The following is an 18,148-nucleotide window of genomic DNA, read 5'->3' on the forward strand; positions in this document are numbered from 1 at the left end:
TATTCAAACTGTAACTTTTCTCCAAAAAAATAGAATCGACACCCAAATTGAATATCGATTCTATTTAAAAGCTCGATTAATCAAATTAGTTGATGTAATCAGAAATATTCAAAGTCCGGCTTTGACCATTAGATGAATTGATTGTCAAAGTTTGGTTATTAGTGTATTGAATATCGCTTTCGTTAACGTCGTTAGCTGCAGCTGCAACCTTGATAATTGCAGCAATTTCAGTTTGCGTAAGGACGTTTCTGTCAGTAACATTTACACGAGCACCATTCAAAGCAGATTGAGCTGAAGTGATGGCTGAAACAGCTTGCTTAACTTGAGCAACAGTTGCGGTGCTTGAATTATTAACCTTTTCACCAGCAGCAATAGCTGAGTCGTAAGTGCTTCTCAAAGTATTAGCTGATAACTTGTAAGCATCGCTTTGCTTTACAGTTGAAGCATTGCTGATCAAGCTGTTTAATTGACTCTTGTCTGAGCTAGTAGCAACAGTAGCAGCATCCTTAGCATCTTGCATAGTGTTAGTTGGTGTTAATTGCCTGCCGCTTACTAATTGAACATCGCTTACCTTAACGTACGATGATGAATCACTAGCAATCTTGTAGAATTCGACTGCTTGGTTTTCTACCCAAATCCATAACATGCTGCTTACACGCAAGCTTTGACCAGCACTAAATCGATTGCTGCTTATAGCCTCACCTTTAGAGTTGTAAGTTGGTGCATCAGTCTTCATCATAACAATGGTGTCAGCTGTAGTGTTAGTTGGAGTTGGTTCAACGTAAGTTGGGTCTGTAATAATGGTCTTGCCTTGAGAAACATAAGCATTAACAGCCTTGATGTATTGGTTTTCACCAATTTGATAGTACCACTTTTCACCAATCTTCTTAGCGCCAAGAACGGCATATTGTGAACCCTTGATTCCGTATTGGGCTGGTTCAGTATAACTACCGTTTTTATCATAAATAATAGAGTTAGAAACTAAAGTAATGTAAGTTTCGGCATCATCAGTATCAATGTCATTAGTAGAAGTTTTAACTACCTTAGCGTTAGCCTTCTTAATGTATTGACCTTTGCCTAAGTTATAGTATGACTTGCCGCCAATTGTCTTGGTGCCAACGTAAGCCACAGTCGCATTTTTCTTTAAAGTACCTGCTGACTTGATTCTCTTGCCATTTTTATCATAAACATAAGCATTGTGAGTCAACTTAATTCTCTTAGTAGTAGAAGCTTCAGCAGAAGCCTTAGCACTGCTAGTAGTTACCTTCTTGCCATTAACAGTACCAACATTAGCAGCCTTAACGTAACTATTGTTGCCAAGGAAGTAGTAAACTTTGCCATCAATCTTCTTGGTTCCGTATGCCTTAAGAGAAGTACCTTTAGCAAGTTTTGAATAAGTCTTGCCGTTGTACTTGTACTTGGTGATACGTTTGCCAGTTGATGAGTAAACGTATGAATGATGTGACAAAACAATTGTATCTGCTTTAGTGGTTGCTGCTTGAACGGTTGTACTTGTAGTATTTTGCACGCCAGCAGCAAGAACTGGACTGATGCCGATCAAAGCAGCTGCAGAAACTGTAACTAATTTATGACTTAATTTCATATATACCTCTACCTTATAAATAAACAATAGTAAATACGTTAGTATTATAACGCAAAAGAAAAGAGAACTTCATTAAGAGGTTCTCTTTATAATAGATAATTAATCTAGTTGATAAAGACTTGTAACATTTATCTAGTCTTTACGTCGCTGGCCTTAATGTAATACTTGCCTGGTTGCAAAGCATAGTACTTAACGCCACTAATTGTCTTAGTGCCTAAGCCGTTAATCTTAATACCCTTGCCAATAACAGTGTACTTCTTGCTGTCCATGTAAGTAGTAGCCTTCTTGCCCTTGTTAGTATAAACTTGAGCCTTGCGAACAGTTACCAACTTAGTAACAGTAGTCTTAGTAGTGGTCTTCTTTGAACTAGAAGAAGTGGAGCTGCTCTTCTTAGTAGTTGTTGTCTTGCTAGTAGTCTTCTTAGTTGAAGTGCTCTTAGTTGCAGCAGACTTAACAGTAACAGTTTTACCATTAGTGGTAAGGGTAATGGTCTTGCCGCTTACTTTGTAGCTAACAGTACCCTTGGTTGAAGCAGCTGGGATCCAGTACTTAGAATCGCTTTGGATAGCGTAGTAGTATTCACCATTTGCTTCCTTGACTCTCCAAATCTTATAAGTTAAACCCTTGTAAGCTTTTTTGCTAGTCTTCTTGCCACTGTTGTTAACAGAATACATTGTCTTAGTAGCAGTAACTTTATCACCATAAACAATGTGAGTTGAGCTAGTAGCAGCTTGAACAACGTTTGCATTTGGGGCAGCAGCCAAAACTGGACTTACACCCATTAATGCAGCAACAGAAACCATAACTAATTTGTGACTTAATTTCATATTTCTCCTCCTCAATATAAACAGTTTTAAACCTCACAGTTCACTAACTATTGTAAGCCAAAAATAAAAAAAGGCGCAACTTTAGGAGAGAAATTCAGACTTTCTTAGTTTTTGAAACGTTTTTGGCTTTAATCCAGCCTTTGTTAGTGACATAAAAGCTGGTGCCATTGACCTTTTGAATTGAATAGCCTTTCAAACGCGTGCCTTTTTTCAGGACTTTAACCGTGCCTTTATTTAAATAGCCACGACTGTTATAAACATACGAATTGCGTTTCAACACTAATGAAGTCGTCACTACAGGATCATAAGTTGTATATGTAACCGTGCTCTTGGTTTTTTTTGTCGTCAGCACCATCATGCTTCCGCCGGCAGCCTTATACCAGACCGTGCCATAGACAGCCGAAATTGGCAGCCATTGCTTATTTTTAGTGGCATAGTAAATTTTTTTGCCGTAGCGCAGATAATAAATACGATAACCCTTGCCTTTTTTAGCCAGTGTTTTCGTCTTTTTATTCTTGCTGGTTAAAAAGTAAGTATTTTTCTTTAAAACAACGTAGCTATTTTTAGAAACCGTCTTAATCCATGTACTAGGAATAGTGGTCGTTGTCTTTTTAGTACTGCTTGCTAAGGCAGGCTGCGAAAAAATTAATAAGCTGCATAATGTCGCTATCAATATTAAAATTTTTCGCTTCATTTGATCTCTAATCTCCCTTTATGTTTATTTTTCAATGATTATTATAAAGCAAAAAGACTGAGAAAATTTTCCCAGTCTTTCTTCTTAACAATAATTTTTTATTCCCAATCCTTGTCTTTGGAAAGAGGAAGCTTATGCCAATAATCTGGCTTGTTGACTTGACGGCCACGACCAATTGCCATTTCGTACTTGCCAACATCCTTAGTAACAGTGGTATCAGCTGCAATAAAGGCATGGTCAGCCACATTGATTGGTGCAATTAAGGTTGAACCTGCACCGATAAAGGCGTGATCACCGACATTAGTATGGAACTTCTTAACACCATCGTAGTTTGAGAAGATAGTACCACAACCGATATTAATGTCTTTGCCTAAAGTAGCATCGCCAACATAAGTTAAGTGACCTACCTTGGTATTTTCACCAATTTCAGCATTCTTGACTTCAACAAAGTTGCCGATATGAGCGCCTTGACGAACAACAGCCTTTGGACGAAGGTGTGAGTTAGGACCAATATCAGTATTGTCATCCATTTCAGCTTCTTGCAAAGTAGAAGAAGTAATTGTTACGCCATTGCCAATCTTAGAGTCAACAATTCTTGAACCGTTGGTAATCAAGCAATCGCTGCCAATTTCAGTATTGCCTTTAATGACAACATTGCCTTCAATAACAGTATCATTGCCAATTTTAACATCGCTATCGATATAAGCAGTTGCAGGATCAATAAAGGAAACACCGTTACGCATGTGAGCTTCATTGATTCTCTTTTGCATAATCTTAGTTGCTTGGGCTAAAGCGATTCGATCATTTACACCAAGACTTTCACTGAAGTCATGCATCTTATATGCACCAACGCGTTCGCCTTCATTACGCAAAATTTCAAGAACATCAGTTAAGTAGTATTCACCTTGAGCGTTGTTGTTATCAACATGCTTTAAAGCTTCAAACAATTTCTTGTTATCGAAGCAAAAGACGCCAGTGTTAATTTCCTTAACCTTCAATTCCTCTGGCTTACCGTCTTTTTGTTCAACGATTCTTAAAACATTGCCTTGGTCATCACGAATAATTCGACCATAGCCAAATGGATTTGGAGCTTCAGCAGTCAAAACAGTAGCTGCATTTCCCTTTTCTGCATGATAAGCAAACAAATTCTTAAAAGTATTAGTTGTAAATAATGGGGTATCACCAGTTACTACCAAGGTGGCGCCATCTTTATCAGCCAATTTTTCTTTAGCTGTTAATACGGCATCCCCGGTTCCCAATTGTTTTTCTTGGAAGGCAAAATCAGACTTGCCAGTTAAAACCTTTTCTACTTCGCCTGCACCAGTACCAACAACAGTGATGATTTCTTCTGGATCAACGCCACGTGCAGCGTCAACAACGTGTTCCACCATCATTTTGCCACAAACCTTGTGTAAAACTTTGTAAAGTTTAGACTTCATTCGCGTACCCTTGCCTGCGGCAAGAACAACTACATATTTTTTCATTGATTAAACCTCTTAATTATCAAAACTAGATAATAGTATACCATTTTTATTTTAAAAACGACTAAAGTCCGTTTGATCTAAGAAGTTGCCTGGTTCAGCTAAAATGATTCTTTTTTGCGTATCGATCTTGCTGATCTTAACCAAAGAAAGATAATTATCGACTAATTTTTCTTTATCAAAGTCTGCTTCACAAAGAACGCAAATGCCAGAAATACTGCCTTCAAATTCCTTAACTAATTCTTCCATTCCAGTCAAGGTACCGCCGCCCTTCATAAAGTCATCGACGATTAAGACATTGGCGCCTTTTTGCAATGCTCTAGTTGGCAATTCCATCTTGGCTACTCGTGAAAGTGAAGAAGAAATGTAGTTAACAGAAACAGTAGCTCCTTCAGTAACTTTTGAGCGCTTGCGAGCAGTGACAAAAGGAACGTCCAAATAACGAGCAGCCGCTTCAGCTAACGGAATTCCTTTGGTTTCAACTGTCATAACTGCATCAACTTTTGAATAAGCAAAATGAGTTGCAATTAATTTGCCAATCTTTTGCAAGTCTTGTGAATTGCCTAAAATATCTGATAAATAAACAAAACCACCTGGCAAAATTCTGCTTGAATCTTCAATTCGTGAAGATAAATCTGCTAAGTAGTCTTCAGCATGCTTTTGACCTAAATATGGAATATAGCGTACACCACCAGCAGCACCTGCAGCAGTTTCCAAAATGCCATCCTGATTGCCAGCAAGTGTGTGCTTCAAAATAGCCAAGTCTTCAGAAATGGATGATTTTGCGGCATCATAACGCTTAGCAAAGAAAGGCAAAGAAATTAAAGTATGCGGACGCTCCATTAAATATTTGGTCATGTCCACCAATCTTTCTGAACGTTTCATGTAATTTCCTTTCTTAATGTTTGTATTTATCTTTTTCAATATACTCTAAAAGAGAAAAAAAAAGCACTAACATTTTCAAAAATGTTAGTGACAAAATTTCATTTGCTAGTTATTTAAGCTTCGGCTTTTTCAGCTTCATCATCAAATTCTAATGCAATATTCTTAGTTAATAAATCAGTGTAACTATAAGAAACGTGTTTAAAATTATTTTGATGTTGGTCTAAATCAACTACAAACACTGCCGGAAAAGTTTCGCGTAAAACTCCCCGTCTTTTTGTAATCTTCTTACGTCCCGCTTGGGCAACTACTGTTAAAGGATCGCCTAAGTGAGAATCTAACTTTGCTTTAATCGTATGAATTGATGTTGGCACTAAGAAACATCTCCTTCGTGTCAATTTTATCATAATTTTAATTTATTAGCAAGATCGTTCACAAACTGGTAATTATTGCTTAGGCAATAGCATTGGCAATTTTAATAAATTGCGCAATCGTTAAGTCTTCCGGCCTGATCTTAGGGTCAACACCAAGACTAGCTATCAATTCTGCTCTTTTATCAGCATCCGGAATCAAATTCTTTAAATTATTGTTGAGCGTCTTTCTTCTTTGAGCAAAACACATTTTCACTACCTTGTTAAAATGTGCCCGCCGACCAACATCAGGTTTATGCTCTATTGGCGTTAAAACTACAACGCTTGAATCCACCTTAGGCCGTGGCATAAATGAGGTATGGTCAACTTGCAAGGCCAGTTCAACATGCATCCGCGTTTGAGTTGCAATAGTAAGCGGGCCATAAGCTTTGCTGCCTGTTTTTGCTTCTAAACGTTCAGCGACTTCCTTTTGCATCATCAAGGTTAAACTGGCAAAACGCAGATCAGATTCTGCCAAAGCAAAGATAATTGGCGTTGTAATGTAATAAGGCAAATTGGCAACTACTTTAATCGGCTGACTAAAATCAAAGAAAGCACCAATATCCTTTTTAAAATCAGCCTGCAAAACATCTTTAAGCAGCAAATGGAAACGCTGGTCAAGTGGCTGATCTCCTATTTTGGCTGGCAATTCGTTTTGCAAAATTTTAGGCAAACTATCATCAACTTCATAAGCGAATACTTTGGCACCATGAAGCAAAAGCTGCTCAGTCAATGAACCGATTCCGGGACCAATTTCAATTACTTGGTCTCCTTCTTGAATATCAGCGGCATTGACAATTCCTAAAATTGCATTTTGATCAACTAAGAAATTTTGTCCTAAATTCTTCTTTGCTTTAACAAAGTAGCGATTAATAATTGCCTGCGTTCTAACCGGTGACCCGATCGGAATTCGATTAGTCATTCTTAGCCTCCTCGACTGCATGCTTCAATTCCGTATAGCCAATGCCAAAAGTATTCAAGCGCTGATAAAAAGTCTTAGCATTGCCGTAGCCGATGCTTAAAACCGCGCCTACTTTTTCGCGCAAGTGCTTAGAGCCACTTCCGGCAGCCAAGCCTAATTCACGATAACGTGGAAAGGTCAGGTCACTCTTAGTTTCTTCGACTTCGTGTAAATCACCTAAAGCACGCTCTAATGCTTCTTTTGAAGCATGCTCAACCCCAAGACTGTTGCCTCGTTTTTGCGGCTCGCCTTCCTTACGCGTGATAAAAGCTTGCTTAGCAGTTGGGACTGCTTTGGTTACAATTCGCCGAATGCGTTCGCCATTAAAGTCTGGATCAGTAAATACGATGATCTCACGACTTTGACTTAATTTTTTCAATTCGGCCAATACTTCATCGGAGACAGCCGAACCGTTCGTTTCTACTGTTTCAATTCCCGGGAAAAATTGTTTCAAGCGGATCGTATCGTCTTTTCCCTCAACGACAACAACCGCATTAAATTTCTTTTTATTTAAGATCATAAACTCTCACAGTATTTGCATATGTAGCTTTAGCTACTTCATCTAGAGTAATTCCTTTTAACTTGGCAATTGTTTCGGCCACGTAACGCACATAACCCGTTTCGTTTTGATGGCCACGATATGGCTTGGGCGTTAAGTATGGCGCATCTGTTTCAATCAAAAAGCGATCCATTGGAACAGACTTGGCCGATTCGTGAACTTCTGTTGCTTTAGTAAATGAAACGACACCTGAATAAGAGAAGTAGACGTTCAATTTCAAAAATCGATTCAGCCAATCTACGCCACCATTAAAGCTGTGCAATATTGCACCATATTCAAGATTGCTGTTTTTCAAAATGTTATAGCAATCTTCAAAAGCATCTCTGGTGTGAATATTAACCGGCATTTTTAATTCATGAGCAATTTCAATTTGACGTGCAAAAACTCCCCTTTGCACATCGCGTGGCGATTCATCCCAATAATAGTCAAGGCCTACTTCGCCTAAAGCTACAACCTTAGGCATTTGCAACTGCTCAATCAATTCATCTTCTGCTTTTTGATCAAAATCCTTCGCCACATCGGGACAATAGCCAACCATTGCATAAACTTCATCAAAACGGTCTGCTAAATCAATTGCTCGCTGATTGAAATCTGGATCCTGTCCCGCACAAATAACTTTGGTTACGCCCAAAGCTTTTGCTCGTTCAAGGTAATATTCTTCTTTTCCGCGAAAAGGTTCATCATTTAAATGCGTATGGTTGTCAATAAGTTCCATTAGCCTAATTCAGCTCCAACAGCATGTTCATCCCCAACAAGGGCCAACTTGATTTCGCCGTTCTTTTCACTAGACAAAAGCATACCTTGGCTTTCATGACCAAGCATCTTGCGTGGCTTCAAGTTAGTAACGGCCAAAACCTTCTTATCCAAAAGTTCACTTGCATCTGGATAGAATTTGCGAATGCCGCTCAAAATTTGTCTTTCTTGGCCATCGCCAAAGTCGAGCTTGAACAAGAGAAGCTTGCTTGAGCCTTGAACTGGTTCAACTGACAAGATCTTGCCGACTTGAATTTTAACCTTGTTAAAGTCGTCAATGGTAATTTGCTTACCTTCTTTTTGCTCGCTTCTGGTTTGCTTCTTTGGCTTAGCCTTCTTCATTTGTTCTTTGATGTATTTCACTTCAATATCATTCTTAAGTCTTGGGAAGATTGGCGTTGGTTTTTCTGTTACCTTGACATTCCAGTCAAAGCCAGCAAATTCAAGTTTCTTTTCTTCCGCATTATTCCAGTCAAGACCAAGCTGCTTAAACATTTTAAGTGGGCTTTCGGTCATAATTGGTGAAATCAAAATTGCCACAATCCGCAAACTTTCAGCTAAGTTGCTCATTACCCGTGACAATTCTTCCTTCTTGCCCTCTTTGTTCAAAGTCCAAGGAGTGGTTTCATCAATGTACTTGTTGGCACGAGAAATCAATTTCCAAATTGCATCCAAAGCTTGGGAGAAGTGCAAAGCATCCATTTGCTTTTGGTATTCGGCAATTGTTTCTTTAGCAGTTTTAATCAAATCTGTACCTAATTCATCTTGGTCGCTAGCAACAGGTGCTACTTCGCCATCTTGGTATTGATTGATCATGGAAACTGTTCTGTTCAAAAGGTTGCCAAGGTCATTAGCCAAGTCAAAGTTTACTCTTTCAACAAAGTCTTCAGGAGTAAAGATTCCATCTGAACCAAATGGAATTTCACGCATCAAGTAGTAGCGAAGAGCATCAAGGCCGTAACGTTCAACAATCATTTCTGGATAAACGGCGTTGCCCTTGGACTTAGACATCTTGCCGTCTTTCATCAATACCCAGCCGTGGCCAAAAATTTGCTTAGGAAGCGGCAAGCCTAATGCCATCAGCATAATTGGCCAGTAAATGGTGTGGAAACGGACAATTTCCTTACCTACCAAATGAACATCTGCAGGCCAGTATTTCCTAAAGAGTGAATCATCATATGAGCCATAACCTAATGCCGTAATATAGTTGGACAAAGCATCGATCCAAACATAAACAACGTGCTTTGGATCGCTTGGAACTGGAATTCCCCAGTCAACAGTCGTCCGCGTTACAGAAAGGTCTTCCAAACCTGGCTTGATGAAGTTGTTGATCATTTCTTTTTCACGTGAGTGAGGCAAAATGAAATCTGGATGGTCCTTATAGTATTGAACCAATCTGTCGGCATACTTGCTCATCTTGAAGAAGTATGAAGGTTCCCTAACCAATTGAACTTCGTGACCTGATGGTGCTTTACCACCGATAACATTGCCGTCATCATCTTTGTAAACTTCGGCAAGCTGCGATTCAGTGAAGTATTCTTCATCTTCAACTGAGTACCAGCCAGTGTATTCGCCAAGATAGATATCGCCTTGCTTTAATAATTTTTCAAAAATCTTTTGTACAGCTTTAACGTGTTGTGGATCAGTCGTCCGGATAAATTTGTCATAGGAAATATCCAGCATCTTCCACAACTTCTTGTATGAAGCTGCCATTTTATCAACAAATTCTTGAGGCTTAATGCCTTGTTTTTCAGCTTTTTGTTCAATCTTTAAACCGTGCTCGTCAGTTCCAGTTAAGAAGAAGGTATCATAACCTTGAGCACGCTTGTAACGGGCCATTGAATCAGCCGCAATTGTCGTATATGCATTACCGATTGTTAACTTACCAGATGGGTAATAAATTGGGGTTGTAATATAAAAAGTCTTTTTATCAGCCATACTTTTTGATACTCCTTAAATGAAAATAATCTTACATACAATAATACACCATCAAAAAAGGAATTCCTTACTAGGAGTCCCCTTTTTTAGTGTTAAATTAAAAATTTCTTGTGCTTTAAGTAAATTAATTTGATCAAGCTGGTCAATAGCAGATAAAAAATCATTAGGGCAAAAACCAAAATGAGATATTCGCTTGGCAAAGCCGTAAATTGCAATATTTGACCAGTAGCCGTATATGGTATTGCCGTCCCAATAATGCCGGCAACAAAGCTGACCATGATAACCGCGCTAGTCGCATGCTGCTTAATAAATGGCAGATGTCGATCACGCAAAGCACGGATTGCCATTTCCTGTACCCACAGATTTTCAATAAACCAACCAGTTCGGAAAATTGAAACAAAGAGTGTCTGGCTGCCCGCACTGAGATGCGGACAAATAATAAAGAACAAGAAGCCAAAACTAATGATATTTGTAATCGCTGAAGCGGGACCAAACCAAAACATGAATTCAGGCAAGTTTTTAAACGACCATCTGCGAGGCGTTTGCAAGTAGTACCGCGGCATTTTATCAAACGGGATTGCGAGACAGCTTAGACCAAAGATAAAGTTCAAAACCACTAGTTGCAGCGGCAGCATCGGCAAAAATGGCAGAACAATCGAAGCAAATAGAATCATCGCGGCAATTACTATAATCGTGCCCAAATTATTATTTCCACCGAGTGGGAAAATATTTTTAAGCAATAAAACCACAATCAGCAGCAATAAAACGATGGTAAAAGGAGTAATAAATGCTTCGAGCAAGAAATGCATTTTTGATTCCTTGGCCCTGTTTTCTAATTCATTAGAACCGTATTATTTGCGGTTGATTAAAGCTTGTTTAGTCGATAAGCCTTCTGCACTTGCGTGAAGCCTCGCCAAAGTGCCGACACGAGTTTCTCGTGCTATTTGCTTAACCCACTATAAATCAACGTCATTTAGCTTCTTTTTATCCGTTGTCTTTAGCATAAGCCCTCCCCAGCTTCTTCGTTTTATGCAAACAAACCAAAAAGGCCACCTGCAATTTCTGCAGGTGGTCTTCATGCCAAACAAGGCTTTTTGTACTCGTCGTTCAGTTTTAACACTACGTGACGTAAGCACATGCTAGCTATCTGAATCTCGCCTTAAGTCGACGACACCTATTTAACCCGTTGGCATCTCTAGATGTTTCCGGGCGATAGCGTGTGTTCACGTAGGAGTCTCACCTAACAGTTTATTTGCTAACTTATTTCATTCCTTGAGTAGTTTAATACTTAAAAGCAGCCAACGTCAAATCTTGATTAGTTATTATGACTATTTTTTCTGCGAATTTGTCTAAAGAAATACATCAAGACCCCGATCAAAATGACCACAGCCAAAGCAATCGGCAAAGCTACCCGATTAGGGTGATCAATCTTATTCTGTTCCGCAGTCGATAAATCATATTTATCCCGTGAATATTGATACTGATAATCAATTCTGGTCGTGCAGGCTCTGAAGACAAAACGCAAGCCTTTATTAAAAGTGGCTGAATTGGTGCTGCGCAAATCTTTGGCAGCTGCGCGAATAATATTCAGTCGTGTTTCGGCAGTAAATGCGCTATGCAAATCTTTAGAAGAATAAATCTGAACTTTTTTCTTCTTGCCCTTAACGCCAACTACGATATAAACCGTCCGCTTCATTTCGCTCAAATGAGCTTGCGTCAACTTGTTCAACCGTTTAACCGTTACTACAGCAACTTGTGGCTGTTCTTTAGTTTGCAAATAGCGGTTGTTCTTAGCCTCAATTAACTTTTGCGTCTTAGAGTTAATTACATGTGCTGCATCATCGATATTCGGCTGGACAAAAGCGGTTGTTGTCACAAAGCCGATTGCCAGCAGCAATAGCATAAATAATTTAGTAATTTTCGTCTTCTTCAAGTTTATGCTCCAAGCTTTCAACGTATTTTCGATTAATTTTAATCTGCTCATATGGCACCCCACAATCTTGTAAGAGCTTCATTGCCAGCGGATTATCACGATAGTTGAAATAATAGTTTATCCGTTTAACACCCGCTTGAACTAGAGCCTTAGTGCAATTATAGCAAGGAAAATGAGTAACATAGATCTCTGTTCCATCAGTTGAAACGCCATTTTTGGCACATTGAATCAGGGAATTCATCTCTGAGTGAATCGTTCTGACACAATGACCATCAACCATCTGGTGCCCAACATCATCGCAGTGCGGTTGTCTGGATATTGAACCATTGTAGCCGGTTCCGATAATCCGATTGTCTCTTACTAAAACACTGCCGACCAAAGCCCGATTACAGGTAGAGCGTTGGGCAATTACTAATGCCTGCATCATAAAGTATTGTTTCCAAGGAATTCGATCGCGCATTTTTAAGCCTTCTTACTTATCAAAGTGACCAAAATAATTCAAACCAATAGCATCTCTAACTTCTTGAAGAGTTTGGTTGGCTTTCACGTTTGCTTTCTTTGAGCCTTCAACCAGCATTTCGTAAACAGCATCTGTATCTTGGGCATATTTAGCTCTTCGTTCACGAATTGGTTCTAGTTCATTTTCCAAAACCTTATTCAAATAACGCTTAATCTTTACGTCACCAAGGCCGCCTTTTTGATACTCTTCCTTAAGTTCTGCCACTTTGTCCTTGTCTGGATCAAAAACATCAAGATAAGTAAAGACAGTATTGCCTTCAACTTTTCCTGGATCTTCAACGTGAATGTGGTTAGGATCAGTGTACATTGACATTACTTTCTTTTGGACAGTCTTAGCATCATCTGACAAGTAAATGCAGTTGCCAAGCGACTTAGACATCTTTGCATTGCCATCAAGGCCCGGAAGACGGCCTGAACCTTTAGGTGGGAAGAAGCCTTTAGGTTCAACCAATACATCGCAGTCGTATACACGATTAAAAGTCCGCACAATTTCACGAGCTTGCTCGATCATTGGTTCCTGGTCGTCGCCTACTGGAACTAAAGTAGCCTTAAAGGCAGTGATATCGGCAGCTTGTGAAACTGGATAGTTCAAGAAACCAACAGGAATTGAGTCATTGAAGCCTTTTTGCTTAATTTCTGTTTTAACAGTTGGGTTTCTTTCCAAACGCGATACAGTTACCAAATCCATGTAATAAGCCGTTAATTCAAATAAAGCTGGGATTTGTGATTGAACAAAAATCGTTGATTTTTTCGGATCAAGGCCAACAGCTAAATAATCCAAAGCGACTTGAATCAATGAATTTTGAATTTTTTCTGGATCACGAGCATTATCAGTCAAAGCTTGCGTATCAGCAATCATAATGTAAGGATCATATTTGCCTTCATTTTGAAGCTTAACTCTGTTTTTCAATGAACCGATGTAGTGACCGATGTGAAGTTTGCCTGTTGGGCGATCACCTGTAAGAAAAATTTCTTTGGCCATAATTTTTTCTCTTTCTATTATTAATTTGCGTTAATCTTTTATCCTTATTACGCTCAATTTTACCAAAAATCAAGCTATTATTAAACTCTCCTTAAATCAGTTACAATATTAGAGGAGGTGGAGCACATGTGTCATCAATTTCGCTTGCCCGCTTTATATGAGATTTCGCAGTACTTAAAGCATGATTTGAACTTGCCACTGGTTAAGCCCACTTTTAACAGTGAGGCTGGCGATATTTTCCCTGGAAAAACCGCACCTGTTTTGCTTTATCAAAATAATCAGCTACAGCTTGCGCAAAAAACGTGGGGCTATCCAAGTCCCAAGGATAATAAACCGTTATTCAACGCACGAATCGAGCGCTTTTATGAAGCTAAGCCTTCCATGTGGGACAAATCTTTTGCCCGGCAGCGCTGCATTATCATCACCAGTGAATTTTTTGAATACAGTAAAAAAACGTATTCCGCCGGTAATAAAAAATATCACGAATCCTTTAGTTTTTCAGATCGGGAGCATCCCCTAACCCTTATTGCGGGAATCTACGATCAAAATCATTTTGCAATGGTCACCACTGAACCTAATCAGGAAATGGCACCAATTCATAATCGAATGCCACTAGTAATCAAGCCGGAAGAATTGCGCCATTGGCTATTTCAGAATTTTACCGATTTAATCAATCGCCAAAATTTCAAACTGCAGGTTAAACAACTGCCTCATAAAAATTAATTTGGCTCCCCGCTCTAATCATGATAAAATATGGGAGTAACGCGGATATAGTTAAATGGTAGAACGTCAGCTTCCCAAGCTGAAGATGCGGGTTCGATTCACGCTATCCGCTTAAAAGAAAAAAGTGTTTAGGGAAAAATCCTAAACACTTTTTTGTTGCTCTAAGTCATAACTACAATGAGCAAACCACTTAAAATTGACAAATACATTGGCATCCATAAAGCTTGCGTATATAAGTAAGACCAGGCAAAAATTGCGCCGAACATAACATCAATTGCTAAGAGCGGCCAAGACAATTGGAAGTTAAGAATACTGAAAATTATACCTGAAGTAATGATTCCCGCAATTGCCGCTAATTTGGTGTTTTGTCTAAACAAATAATTAAATAAAAAGCCGGTTGCCAAATATTCTTGCAAGATCGGCAAAACTAAACCATTGGCTACTATCAAAAACCAAAACATTGGTATGCTTTCATGCTTTAAATAGATAATTTGAAAACCATACCAGCTGATCTTGTTGTATGCCTGCAAATACATCACCATAATGCGCAAGGCTGTTACTAACAGCGTCAATCCAATTGTAAGACCTATATCGCCTAAAAACGGCAATGAATGCTGGCGCTTGAAAAAGCGCTGTTCACGGTTAAAACGATAAATGTAAAACAAGCCAACCATCACTGTAATTAAGCCAAATAGGATTAGGTCCCATATTCTAATCGGTGAATTATTGGTAACTAGTTTAACTACACCGCCCACCATCAAATAGCCAACAGTATAAACGATATAGCGAATCAAGTTACCCTCTCTTGATTCAGGCGTATTCAAAATTTTCACTCCAATATTCTGCTAATGTATTTATGTGTATCTAAAGCAGATATTATAGCAAAAAATCTTTCTTTTATAAATTAAAGAAAGTACAATTTCGTAAATTTAACATTTTATTGTCACATTATTAATATCATCAATTGCGACTTTTTGACCTGAAATAATAATTAATTGCTCCTGATATCCTTCTACAAAGCCGCAAATATCGGCATTCAATTTACCATCATCATCGAGTTCTTTTAACTGAACCTGCACGTAATAGTGGTCGCTGAACGCCTTAAAAAGCAACTGACTAATTTCATCTTCATTCATGCTGGGCTTTTTTTGATAAACAATTGCCCGCTTAGCCTTATCCTTATTGATTTTCAAAGTGTGGTCGCTAAGAAAAAAGCCGGCCCACTTTTTCATGCCACGATCCTGATAATTTTTAAAAAATTGCTCTACTTTACGATCAAAATCATTCATAGGCATTGCCACCGTTATGGCCGCCAACTAAAGAACTGCGTTGAATTGCCGTTGCACCTTTCAATAAACTGGAAGCTTTAACCAAACTGGCAAAACCATAGCGCTTGCGAATCTGATCAATCGTTAAATCAAAATTGCGTCTTTTAATTTGCTGCGCCGGCGTCATGAAAAAGTTCAATTGCTGTTCAGTATCTGGATCCAAATGACTATAGTCGACGCCTAATACGCGGACTGCTTCACCATGCCATTTTTTACGAAAAAGCGCCAGCAATTCATGTACCAATTCACTGTTATCACTCGTTGGCGTGATCTTTTGCTGAATATTAAAACCGCCGCCGCGATGATCGCCATGCTCGCGCTCTTCAAAGGAATAACCCACAAATAAGCCAACCCGGCCGGCCTTTAGTCCATGTGCACGAATCCTGGCAGCTACCTGCTCGCCGATTTCTCTGATGACAATTTCAATTTCACGTTGGTCAAAATAATCTCTTGTCAGCACTTGGGAGTTGCCATAGCTTTTACTTACCGGAAAATACTTCTGACTAATAATGCTGCGGTCAACGCCCCAGCTCATTGCAAATAATTGCTCACCGATAACACCGAATTCACGCTTCAAAATCTCCGGATCGCTGTGAGCCAATTGATACATATTATTGATGCCAATGCGGCGCAAATGGTTAGCAGTTCTGGTGTTGATGCCCCATACATCTTCTAAGTTAGGGATTTTCCAAATTGTATCCGGAACGTCAATGTAGTGCCAATAATCAATCATTGAGGTCCGATGCTTAGCTGAAATATCCATTGCTAGTTTAGCCAAAAGCGGATTTTCTCCGATTCCGCAAGTAGTATAAAGACCAAGCGTATCATGAATATCTTTTTGAATTTTATGGCCCACATAATACGGATCATCCCCGAATAAACGCCAAGACTTCGTCATATCAATCATACTCTCGTCGATTGAATAAACATGGATATCGTCTTCTGCGGCGTATTTGCGAAAAATATCCAGTACTTGCATGCTGCGTTTAATGTATAAATTCATGTGTGGTTCAACCAGCATTAATTTATCTTTTCCAGCTTTAAATGCTGCTTTGGGAATATCACGCGCCCGCATAACATTCGAAAGACCATATTTTTTCTTAGCAAGCGGCGAGGCAGCCATAATTAGTCCTGATCCAAAACTAGAATGAGGCTGATGTGACATTACCGCCAGCACTGCTTTTATCGGATTAATCCCCATGCGCAAAGCTTCGCAGCTGGCAAAAAAGGACTTGTTATCAATCATAAAAATTAAACGATGCGGCTCATAGCGATAGTCATACATCAATCTCAGCTCTTTTCTTCAAACACTTGTTCGATAGTTATATTATACGAACAGACGTTTGAAAAAGCAACAAAAAAATAGGAGGCTACTTTACCTCCACAATTGTTACGGAATAGTCTCCAGCTGGCGCTGAAACCGTAACAGTGCTGCCGGCCTGCTGCTTCATAATTGCCTGCCCTAATGGCGAATCAAAGGCAGTCTTTCCTTTTGCTAAATCTGCCTCCATCCGACCAACAATTTGATATTCTTCTGTTTTTTCATCATCGTCGAATTTCAAAACGACGGTTGAACCCATGTTGACCTTACCATAGTTCTTGGCTTCAATTACTTCAGCGTACTTAAGCTGCTTGCCTAAATAACGCAAGCGACTCTGCAAGTGACCTAAATCACGCTTGGCCTCAGTATATTCAGTATTCTCAGATAAATCACCCATCGATCTGGCCTGTTGCAAAATTTTAATGCGGCGAGGACGATCCTTTTTTAAGCGTGCAATTTCATCTTCAATTTTTTTATACCCTTCTGGAGTCATTTTTTGATAATAAACCATCTTTAAATTAGCTCTTTTCTGTTGTCTATGCTTGATTTTAAAAAATTATCCACAAGGTGTAAAGCTTGTTTAATCAACTTTTTTAAATATTTTTAGCACTATACACTTCAGAGTGCTAAATAGTTGAACAATTAATAAAAGCTGCTACAATAATCAGTGTAAGGAATAAAAGGAAGTTTTGGAATGAAAGGAAGTCTTGAATATGGCAAACGAATTGATGAATCGTCACAACGATATGTTTGATGCAATGAATGATTGGTTTGGTTTTCCAAAGAACCTTTTCGATGATAAAGAAATAAGCGACTTAATGCAAGCCGATGTCGCTGAAAGTGACAAAGATTACGTTGTAAAGATTGACATGCCTGGAATGAATAAATCAGACATCCATTTAAACTACCGTGATGGGATCTTAAGCGTTGATGCTTCAAGAAAATCATTCAAAGATGAAAGTGACAAGAAACGCAATATTATCCACAAAGAAAGAACCGAAGGACATGTTTCTCGTTTATTTAGATTGCCAAATGTAGTTGCAAATCAGATCCATGCAAAGTATGATGATGGTGTATTGACTGTTACTTTGCCGAAGCAAGCTGCTGATAGCAGTGACAGTTCAATTAAAATTGATTAGTTTATAGAATATTTCAAGAAGTCCTTATAAATTAACAATTTACATAATTCTCTAAGGAAAGTGGATTCAGTAAAGTGAGTCCACTTTTCTTTTAC

At 38.9% G+C, this 18,148-nt stretch carries 20 protein-coding genes, 1 tRNA gene, 1 pseudogene and 1 riboswitch; of the genes and pseudogenes, 3 read left to right on the forward strand and 19 right to left on the reverse strand.

Annotation, left to right across the window (positions count from 1 at the left end; genetic code table 11):
* Positions 1-85 precede the first annotated feature (85 nt).
* From HMPREF0493_RS03840 to trpS, 15 genes and pseudogenes are all read right to left on the reverse strand, one after another.
* Positions 86-1,603 carry an SLAP domain-containing protein gene (locus HMPREF0493_RS03840; RefSeq protein ID WP_006351975.1) on the reverse strand — a complete coding sequence of 506 codons (1,518 nt, stop codon included), beginning with the start codon at positions 1,601-1,603 and terminating at the stop codon, positions 86-88.
* A gap of 128 nt (positions 1,604-1,731) precedes the next feature.
* Positions 1,732-2,430, reverse strand: a complete 699-nt coding sequence (locus HMPREF0493_RS03845; protein ID WP_006351976.1) for an SLAP domain-containing protein — start codon at positions 2,428-2,430, stop codon at positions 1,732-1,734.
* Positions 2,431-2,524: 94 nt separating this feature from the next.
* Entirely contained in the window at positions 2,525-3,124 is a 600-nt protein-coding gene (locus tag HMPREF0493_RS03850) for an SLAP domain-containing protein (protein WP_006351977.1), read from the reverse strand.
* Between the two features lie 98 nt (positions 3,125-3,222).
* Positions 3,223-4,608, reverse strand: a complete 1,386-nt coding sequence (glmU, locus tag HMPREF0493_RS03855; protein ID WP_006351978.1) for a bifunctional UDP-N-acetylglucosamine diphosphorylase/glucosamine-1-phosphate N-acetyltransferase GlmU — start codon at positions 4,606-4,608, stop codon at positions 3,223-3,225.
* 51 nt (positions 4,609-4,659) lie between these two features.
* Positions 4,660-5,490 (reverse strand): pur operon repressor, encoded by an 831-nt coding sequence (purR, locus tag HMPREF0493_RS03860; RefSeq protein ID WP_006351979.1) that lies wholly within the window; start codon positions 5,488-5,490, stop codon positions 4,660-4,662.
* Positions 5,491-5,603: 113 nt separating this feature from the next.
* Entirely contained in the window at positions 5,604-5,861 is a 258-nt protein-coding gene (locus HMPREF0493_RS03865) for a Veg family protein (protein WP_006351980.1), read from the reverse strand.
* A 79-nt stretch (positions 5,862-5,940) separates the two neighbouring features.
* Positions 5,941-6,819: a 16S rRNA (adenine(1518)-N(6)/adenine(1519)-N(6))-dimethyltransferase RsmA gene (gene rsmA / locus HMPREF0493_RS03870; RefSeq protein WP_006351981.1), complete on the reverse strand. Its 879-nt coding sequence runs from the start codon at positions 6,817-6,819 to the stop codon at positions 5,941-5,943.
* Entirely contained in the window at positions 6,812-7,378 is a 567-nt protein-coding gene (gene rnmV / locus HMPREF0493_RS03875; RefSeq protein ID WP_006351982.1) for a ribonuclease M5, read from the reverse strand. Before rnmV ends, rsmA begins: the two co-directional genes overlap by 8 nt.
* Positions 7,365-8,132: a TatD family hydrolase gene (locus HMPREF0493_RS03880; protein WP_006351983.1), complete on the reverse strand. Its 768-nt coding sequence runs from the start codon at positions 8,130-8,132 to the stop codon at positions 7,365-7,367. Before HMPREF0493_RS03880 ends, rnmV begins: the two co-directional genes overlap by 14 nt.
* A complete protein-coding gene (metG, locus tag HMPREF0493_RS03885) occupies positions 8,132-10,108 on the reverse strand; it encodes a methionine--tRNA ligase (RefSeq protein WP_006351984.1) in 1,977 nt (658 codons plus the stop codon). The genes HMPREF0493_RS03880 and metG overlap by 1 nt, the downstream gene beginning before the upstream one ends.
* Before the next feature lie 92 nt (positions 10,109-10,200).
* Complete coding sequence (locus tag HMPREF0493_RS03890) at positions 10,201-10,782, reverse strand: cation transporting ATPase C-terminal domain-containing protein (protein ID WP_338324011.1); 582 nt, start codon at positions 10,780-10,782, stop codon at positions 10,201-10,203.
* Between the two features lie 81 nt (positions 10,783-10,863).
* Positions 10,864-10,947, reverse strand: a pseudogene (locus HMPREF0493_RS09265) (hypothetical protein); the annotation flags it as partial.
* A gap of 252 nt (positions 10,948-11,199) precedes the next feature.
* Positions 11,200-11,363, reverse strand: a riboswitch (M-box (ykoK) riboswitch).
* A 60-nt stretch (positions 11,364-11,423) separates the two neighbouring features.
* Positions 11,424-12,041 carry a TPM domain-containing protein gene (locus tag HMPREF0493_RS03895; RefSeq protein WP_006351986.1) on the reverse strand — a complete coding sequence of 206 codons (618 nt, stop codon included), beginning with the start codon at positions 12,039-12,041 and terminating at the stop codon, positions 11,424-11,426.
* Positions 12,019-12,501 (reverse strand): deoxycytidylate deaminase, encoded by a 483-nt coding sequence (locus HMPREF0493_RS03900; RefSeq protein ID WP_006351987.1) that lies wholly within the window; start codon positions 12,499-12,501, stop codon positions 12,019-12,021. The genes HMPREF0493_RS03895 and HMPREF0493_RS03900 overlap by 23 nt, the downstream gene beginning before the upstream one ends.
* A 12-nt stretch (positions 12,502-12,513) precedes the next feature.
* Positions 12,514-13,542, reverse strand: a complete 1,029-nt coding sequence (gene trpS, locus HMPREF0493_RS03905; protein WP_006351988.1) for a tryptophan--tRNA ligase — start codon at positions 13,540-13,542, stop codon at positions 12,514-12,516.
* A 126-nt stretch (positions 13,543-13,668) separates the two neighbouring features.
* On the opposite strand from trpS, the gene HMPREF0493_RS03910 reads away from it, so the two are divergent.
* Both HMPREF0493_RS03910 and HMPREF0493_RS03915 read left to right on the forward strand, forming a co-directional pair.
* Positions 13,669-14,265 (forward strand): SOS response-associated peptidase family protein, encoded by a 597-nt coding sequence (locus HMPREF0493_RS03910; RefSeq protein WP_006351989.1) that lies wholly within the window; start codon positions 13,669-13,671, stop codon positions 14,263-14,265.
* A 41-nt stretch (positions 14,266-14,306) separates the two neighbouring features.
* A tRNA-Gly gene (locus tag HMPREF0493_RS03915) sits at positions 14,307-14,377 on the forward strand.
* 49 nt (positions 14,378-14,426) lie between these two features.
* Here the strand turns inward: HMPREF0493_RS03915 and HMPREF0493_RS03920 are convergent.
* The 4 genes from HMPREF0493_RS03920 to greA all read right to left on the reverse strand — a co-directional run bounded on the left by HMPREF0493_RS03920 (position 14,427) and on the right by greA (position 17,425).
* Entirely contained in the window at positions 14,427-15,089 is a 663-nt protein-coding gene (locus HMPREF0493_RS03920; RefSeq protein ID WP_040457173.1) for a CPBP family intramembrane glutamic endopeptidase, read from the reverse strand.
* A 105-nt stretch (positions 15,090-15,194) separates the two neighbouring features.
* Entirely contained in the window at positions 15,195-15,554 is a 360-nt protein-coding gene (locus HMPREF0493_RS03925; protein WP_006351991.1) for a hypothetical protein, read from the reverse strand.
* Positions 15,547-16,878 carry a Y-family DNA polymerase gene (locus HMPREF0493_RS03930; RefSeq protein WP_006351992.1) on the reverse strand — a complete coding sequence of 444 codons (1,332 nt, stop codon included), beginning with the start codon at positions 16,876-16,878 and terminating at the stop codon, positions 15,547-15,549. Before HMPREF0493_RS03930 ends, HMPREF0493_RS03925 begins: the two co-directional genes overlap by 8 nt.
* Positions 16,879-16,963: 85 nt before the next feature.
* On the reverse strand, positions 16,964-17,425 hold the full coding sequence (gene greA / locus HMPREF0493_RS03935; protein ID WP_006351993.1) for a transcription elongation factor GreA: 462 nt from the start codon (positions 17,423-17,425) through the stop codon (positions 16,964-16,966).
* A gap of 202 nt (positions 17,426-17,627) precedes the next feature.
* On the opposite strand from greA, the gene HMPREF0493_RS03940 reads away from it, so the two are divergent.
* Positions 17,628-18,053 carry an Hsp20/alpha crystallin family protein gene (locus HMPREF0493_RS03940; protein WP_006351994.1) on the forward strand — a complete coding sequence of 142 codons (426 nt, stop codon included), beginning with the start codon at positions 17,628-17,630 and terminating at the stop codon, positions 18,051-18,053.
* Positions 18,054-18,148 lie beyond the last annotated feature (95 nt).

The organism is Lactobacillus amylolyticus DSM 11664 (assembly GCF_000178475.1).
In the GTDB taxonomy this organism is placed as follows: domain Bacteria; phylum Bacillota; class Bacilli; order Lactobacillales; family Lactobacillaceae; genus Lactobacillus; species Lactobacillus amylolyticus.

What these genes read in the sequence shown, in the direction of transcription:
- HMPREF0493_RS03930 (WP_006351992.1), bottom strand. Translation starts at nt 16,878, where the DNA reads ATGTATGACTATCGCTATGAGCCGCATCGTTTAATTTTTATGATTGAT.
- HMPREF0493_RS03890 (WP_338324011.1), bottom strand. Translation starts at nt 10,782, where the DNA reads ATGATTCTATTTGCTTCGATTGTTCTGCCATTTTTGCCGATGCTGCCG.
- HMPREF0493_RS03940 (WP_006351994.1), top strand. Translation starts at nt 17,628, where the DNA reads ATGGCAAACGAATTGATGAATCGTCACAACGATATGTTTGATGCAATG.
- HMPREF0493_RS03845 (WP_006351976.1), bottom strand. Translation starts at nt 2,430, where the DNA reads ATGAAATTAAGTCACAAATTAGTTATGGTTTCTGTTGCTGCATTAATG.
- greA (WP_006351993.1), bottom strand. Translation starts at nt 17,425, where the DNA reads ATGGTTTATTATCAAAAAATGACTCCAGAAGGGTATAAAAAAATTGAA.
- HMPREF0493_RS03850 (WP_006351977.1), bottom strand. Translation starts at nt 3,124, where the DNA reads ATGAAGCGAAAAATTTTAATATTGATAGCGACATTATGCAGCTTATTA.
- HMPREF0493_RS03840 (WP_006351975.1), bottom strand. Translation starts at nt 1,603, where the DNA reads ATGAAATTAAGTCATAAATTAGTTACAGTTTCTGCAGCTGCTTTGATC.
- trpS (WP_006351988.1), bottom strand. Translation starts at nt 13,542, where the DNA reads ATGGCCAAAGAAATTTTTCTTACAGGTGATCGCCCAACAGGCAAACTT.
- HMPREF0493_RS03910 (WP_006351989.1), top strand. Translation starts at nt 13,669, where the DNA reads ATGTGTCATCAATTTCGCTTGCCCGCTTTATATGAGATTTCGCAGTAC.
- HMPREF0493_RS03880 (WP_006351983.1), bottom strand. Translation starts at nt 8,132, where the DNA reads ATGGAACTTATTGACAACCATACGCATTTAAATGATGAACCTTTTCGC.
- HMPREF0493_RS03925 (WP_006351991.1), bottom strand. Translation starts at nt 15,554, where the DNA reads ATGAATGATTTTGATCGTAAAGTAGAGCAATTTTTTAAAAATTATCAG.
- metG (WP_006351984.1), bottom strand. Translation starts at nt 10,108, where the DNA reads ATGGCTGATAAAAAGACTTTTTATATTACAACCCCAATTTATTACCCA.
- glmU (WP_006351978.1), bottom strand. Translation starts at nt 4,608, where the DNA reads ATGAAAAAATATGTAGTTGTTCTTGCCGCAGGCAAGGGTACGCGAATG.
- HMPREF0493_RS03900 (WP_006351987.1), bottom strand. Translation starts at nt 12,501, where the DNA reads ATGCGCGATCGAATTCCTTGGAAACAATACTTTATGATGCAGGCATTA.
- rsmA (WP_006351981.1), bottom strand. Translation starts at nt 6,819, where the DNA reads ATGACTAATCGAATTCCGATCGGGTCACCGGTTAGAACGCAGGCAATT.
- rnmV (WP_006351982.1), bottom strand. Translation starts at nt 7,378, where the DNA reads ATGATCTTAAATAAAAAGAAATTTAATGCGGTTGTTGTCGTTGAGGGA.
- purR (WP_006351979.1), bottom strand. Translation starts at nt 5,490, where the DNA reads ATGAAACGTTCAGAAAGATTGGTGGACATGACCAAATATTTAATGGAG.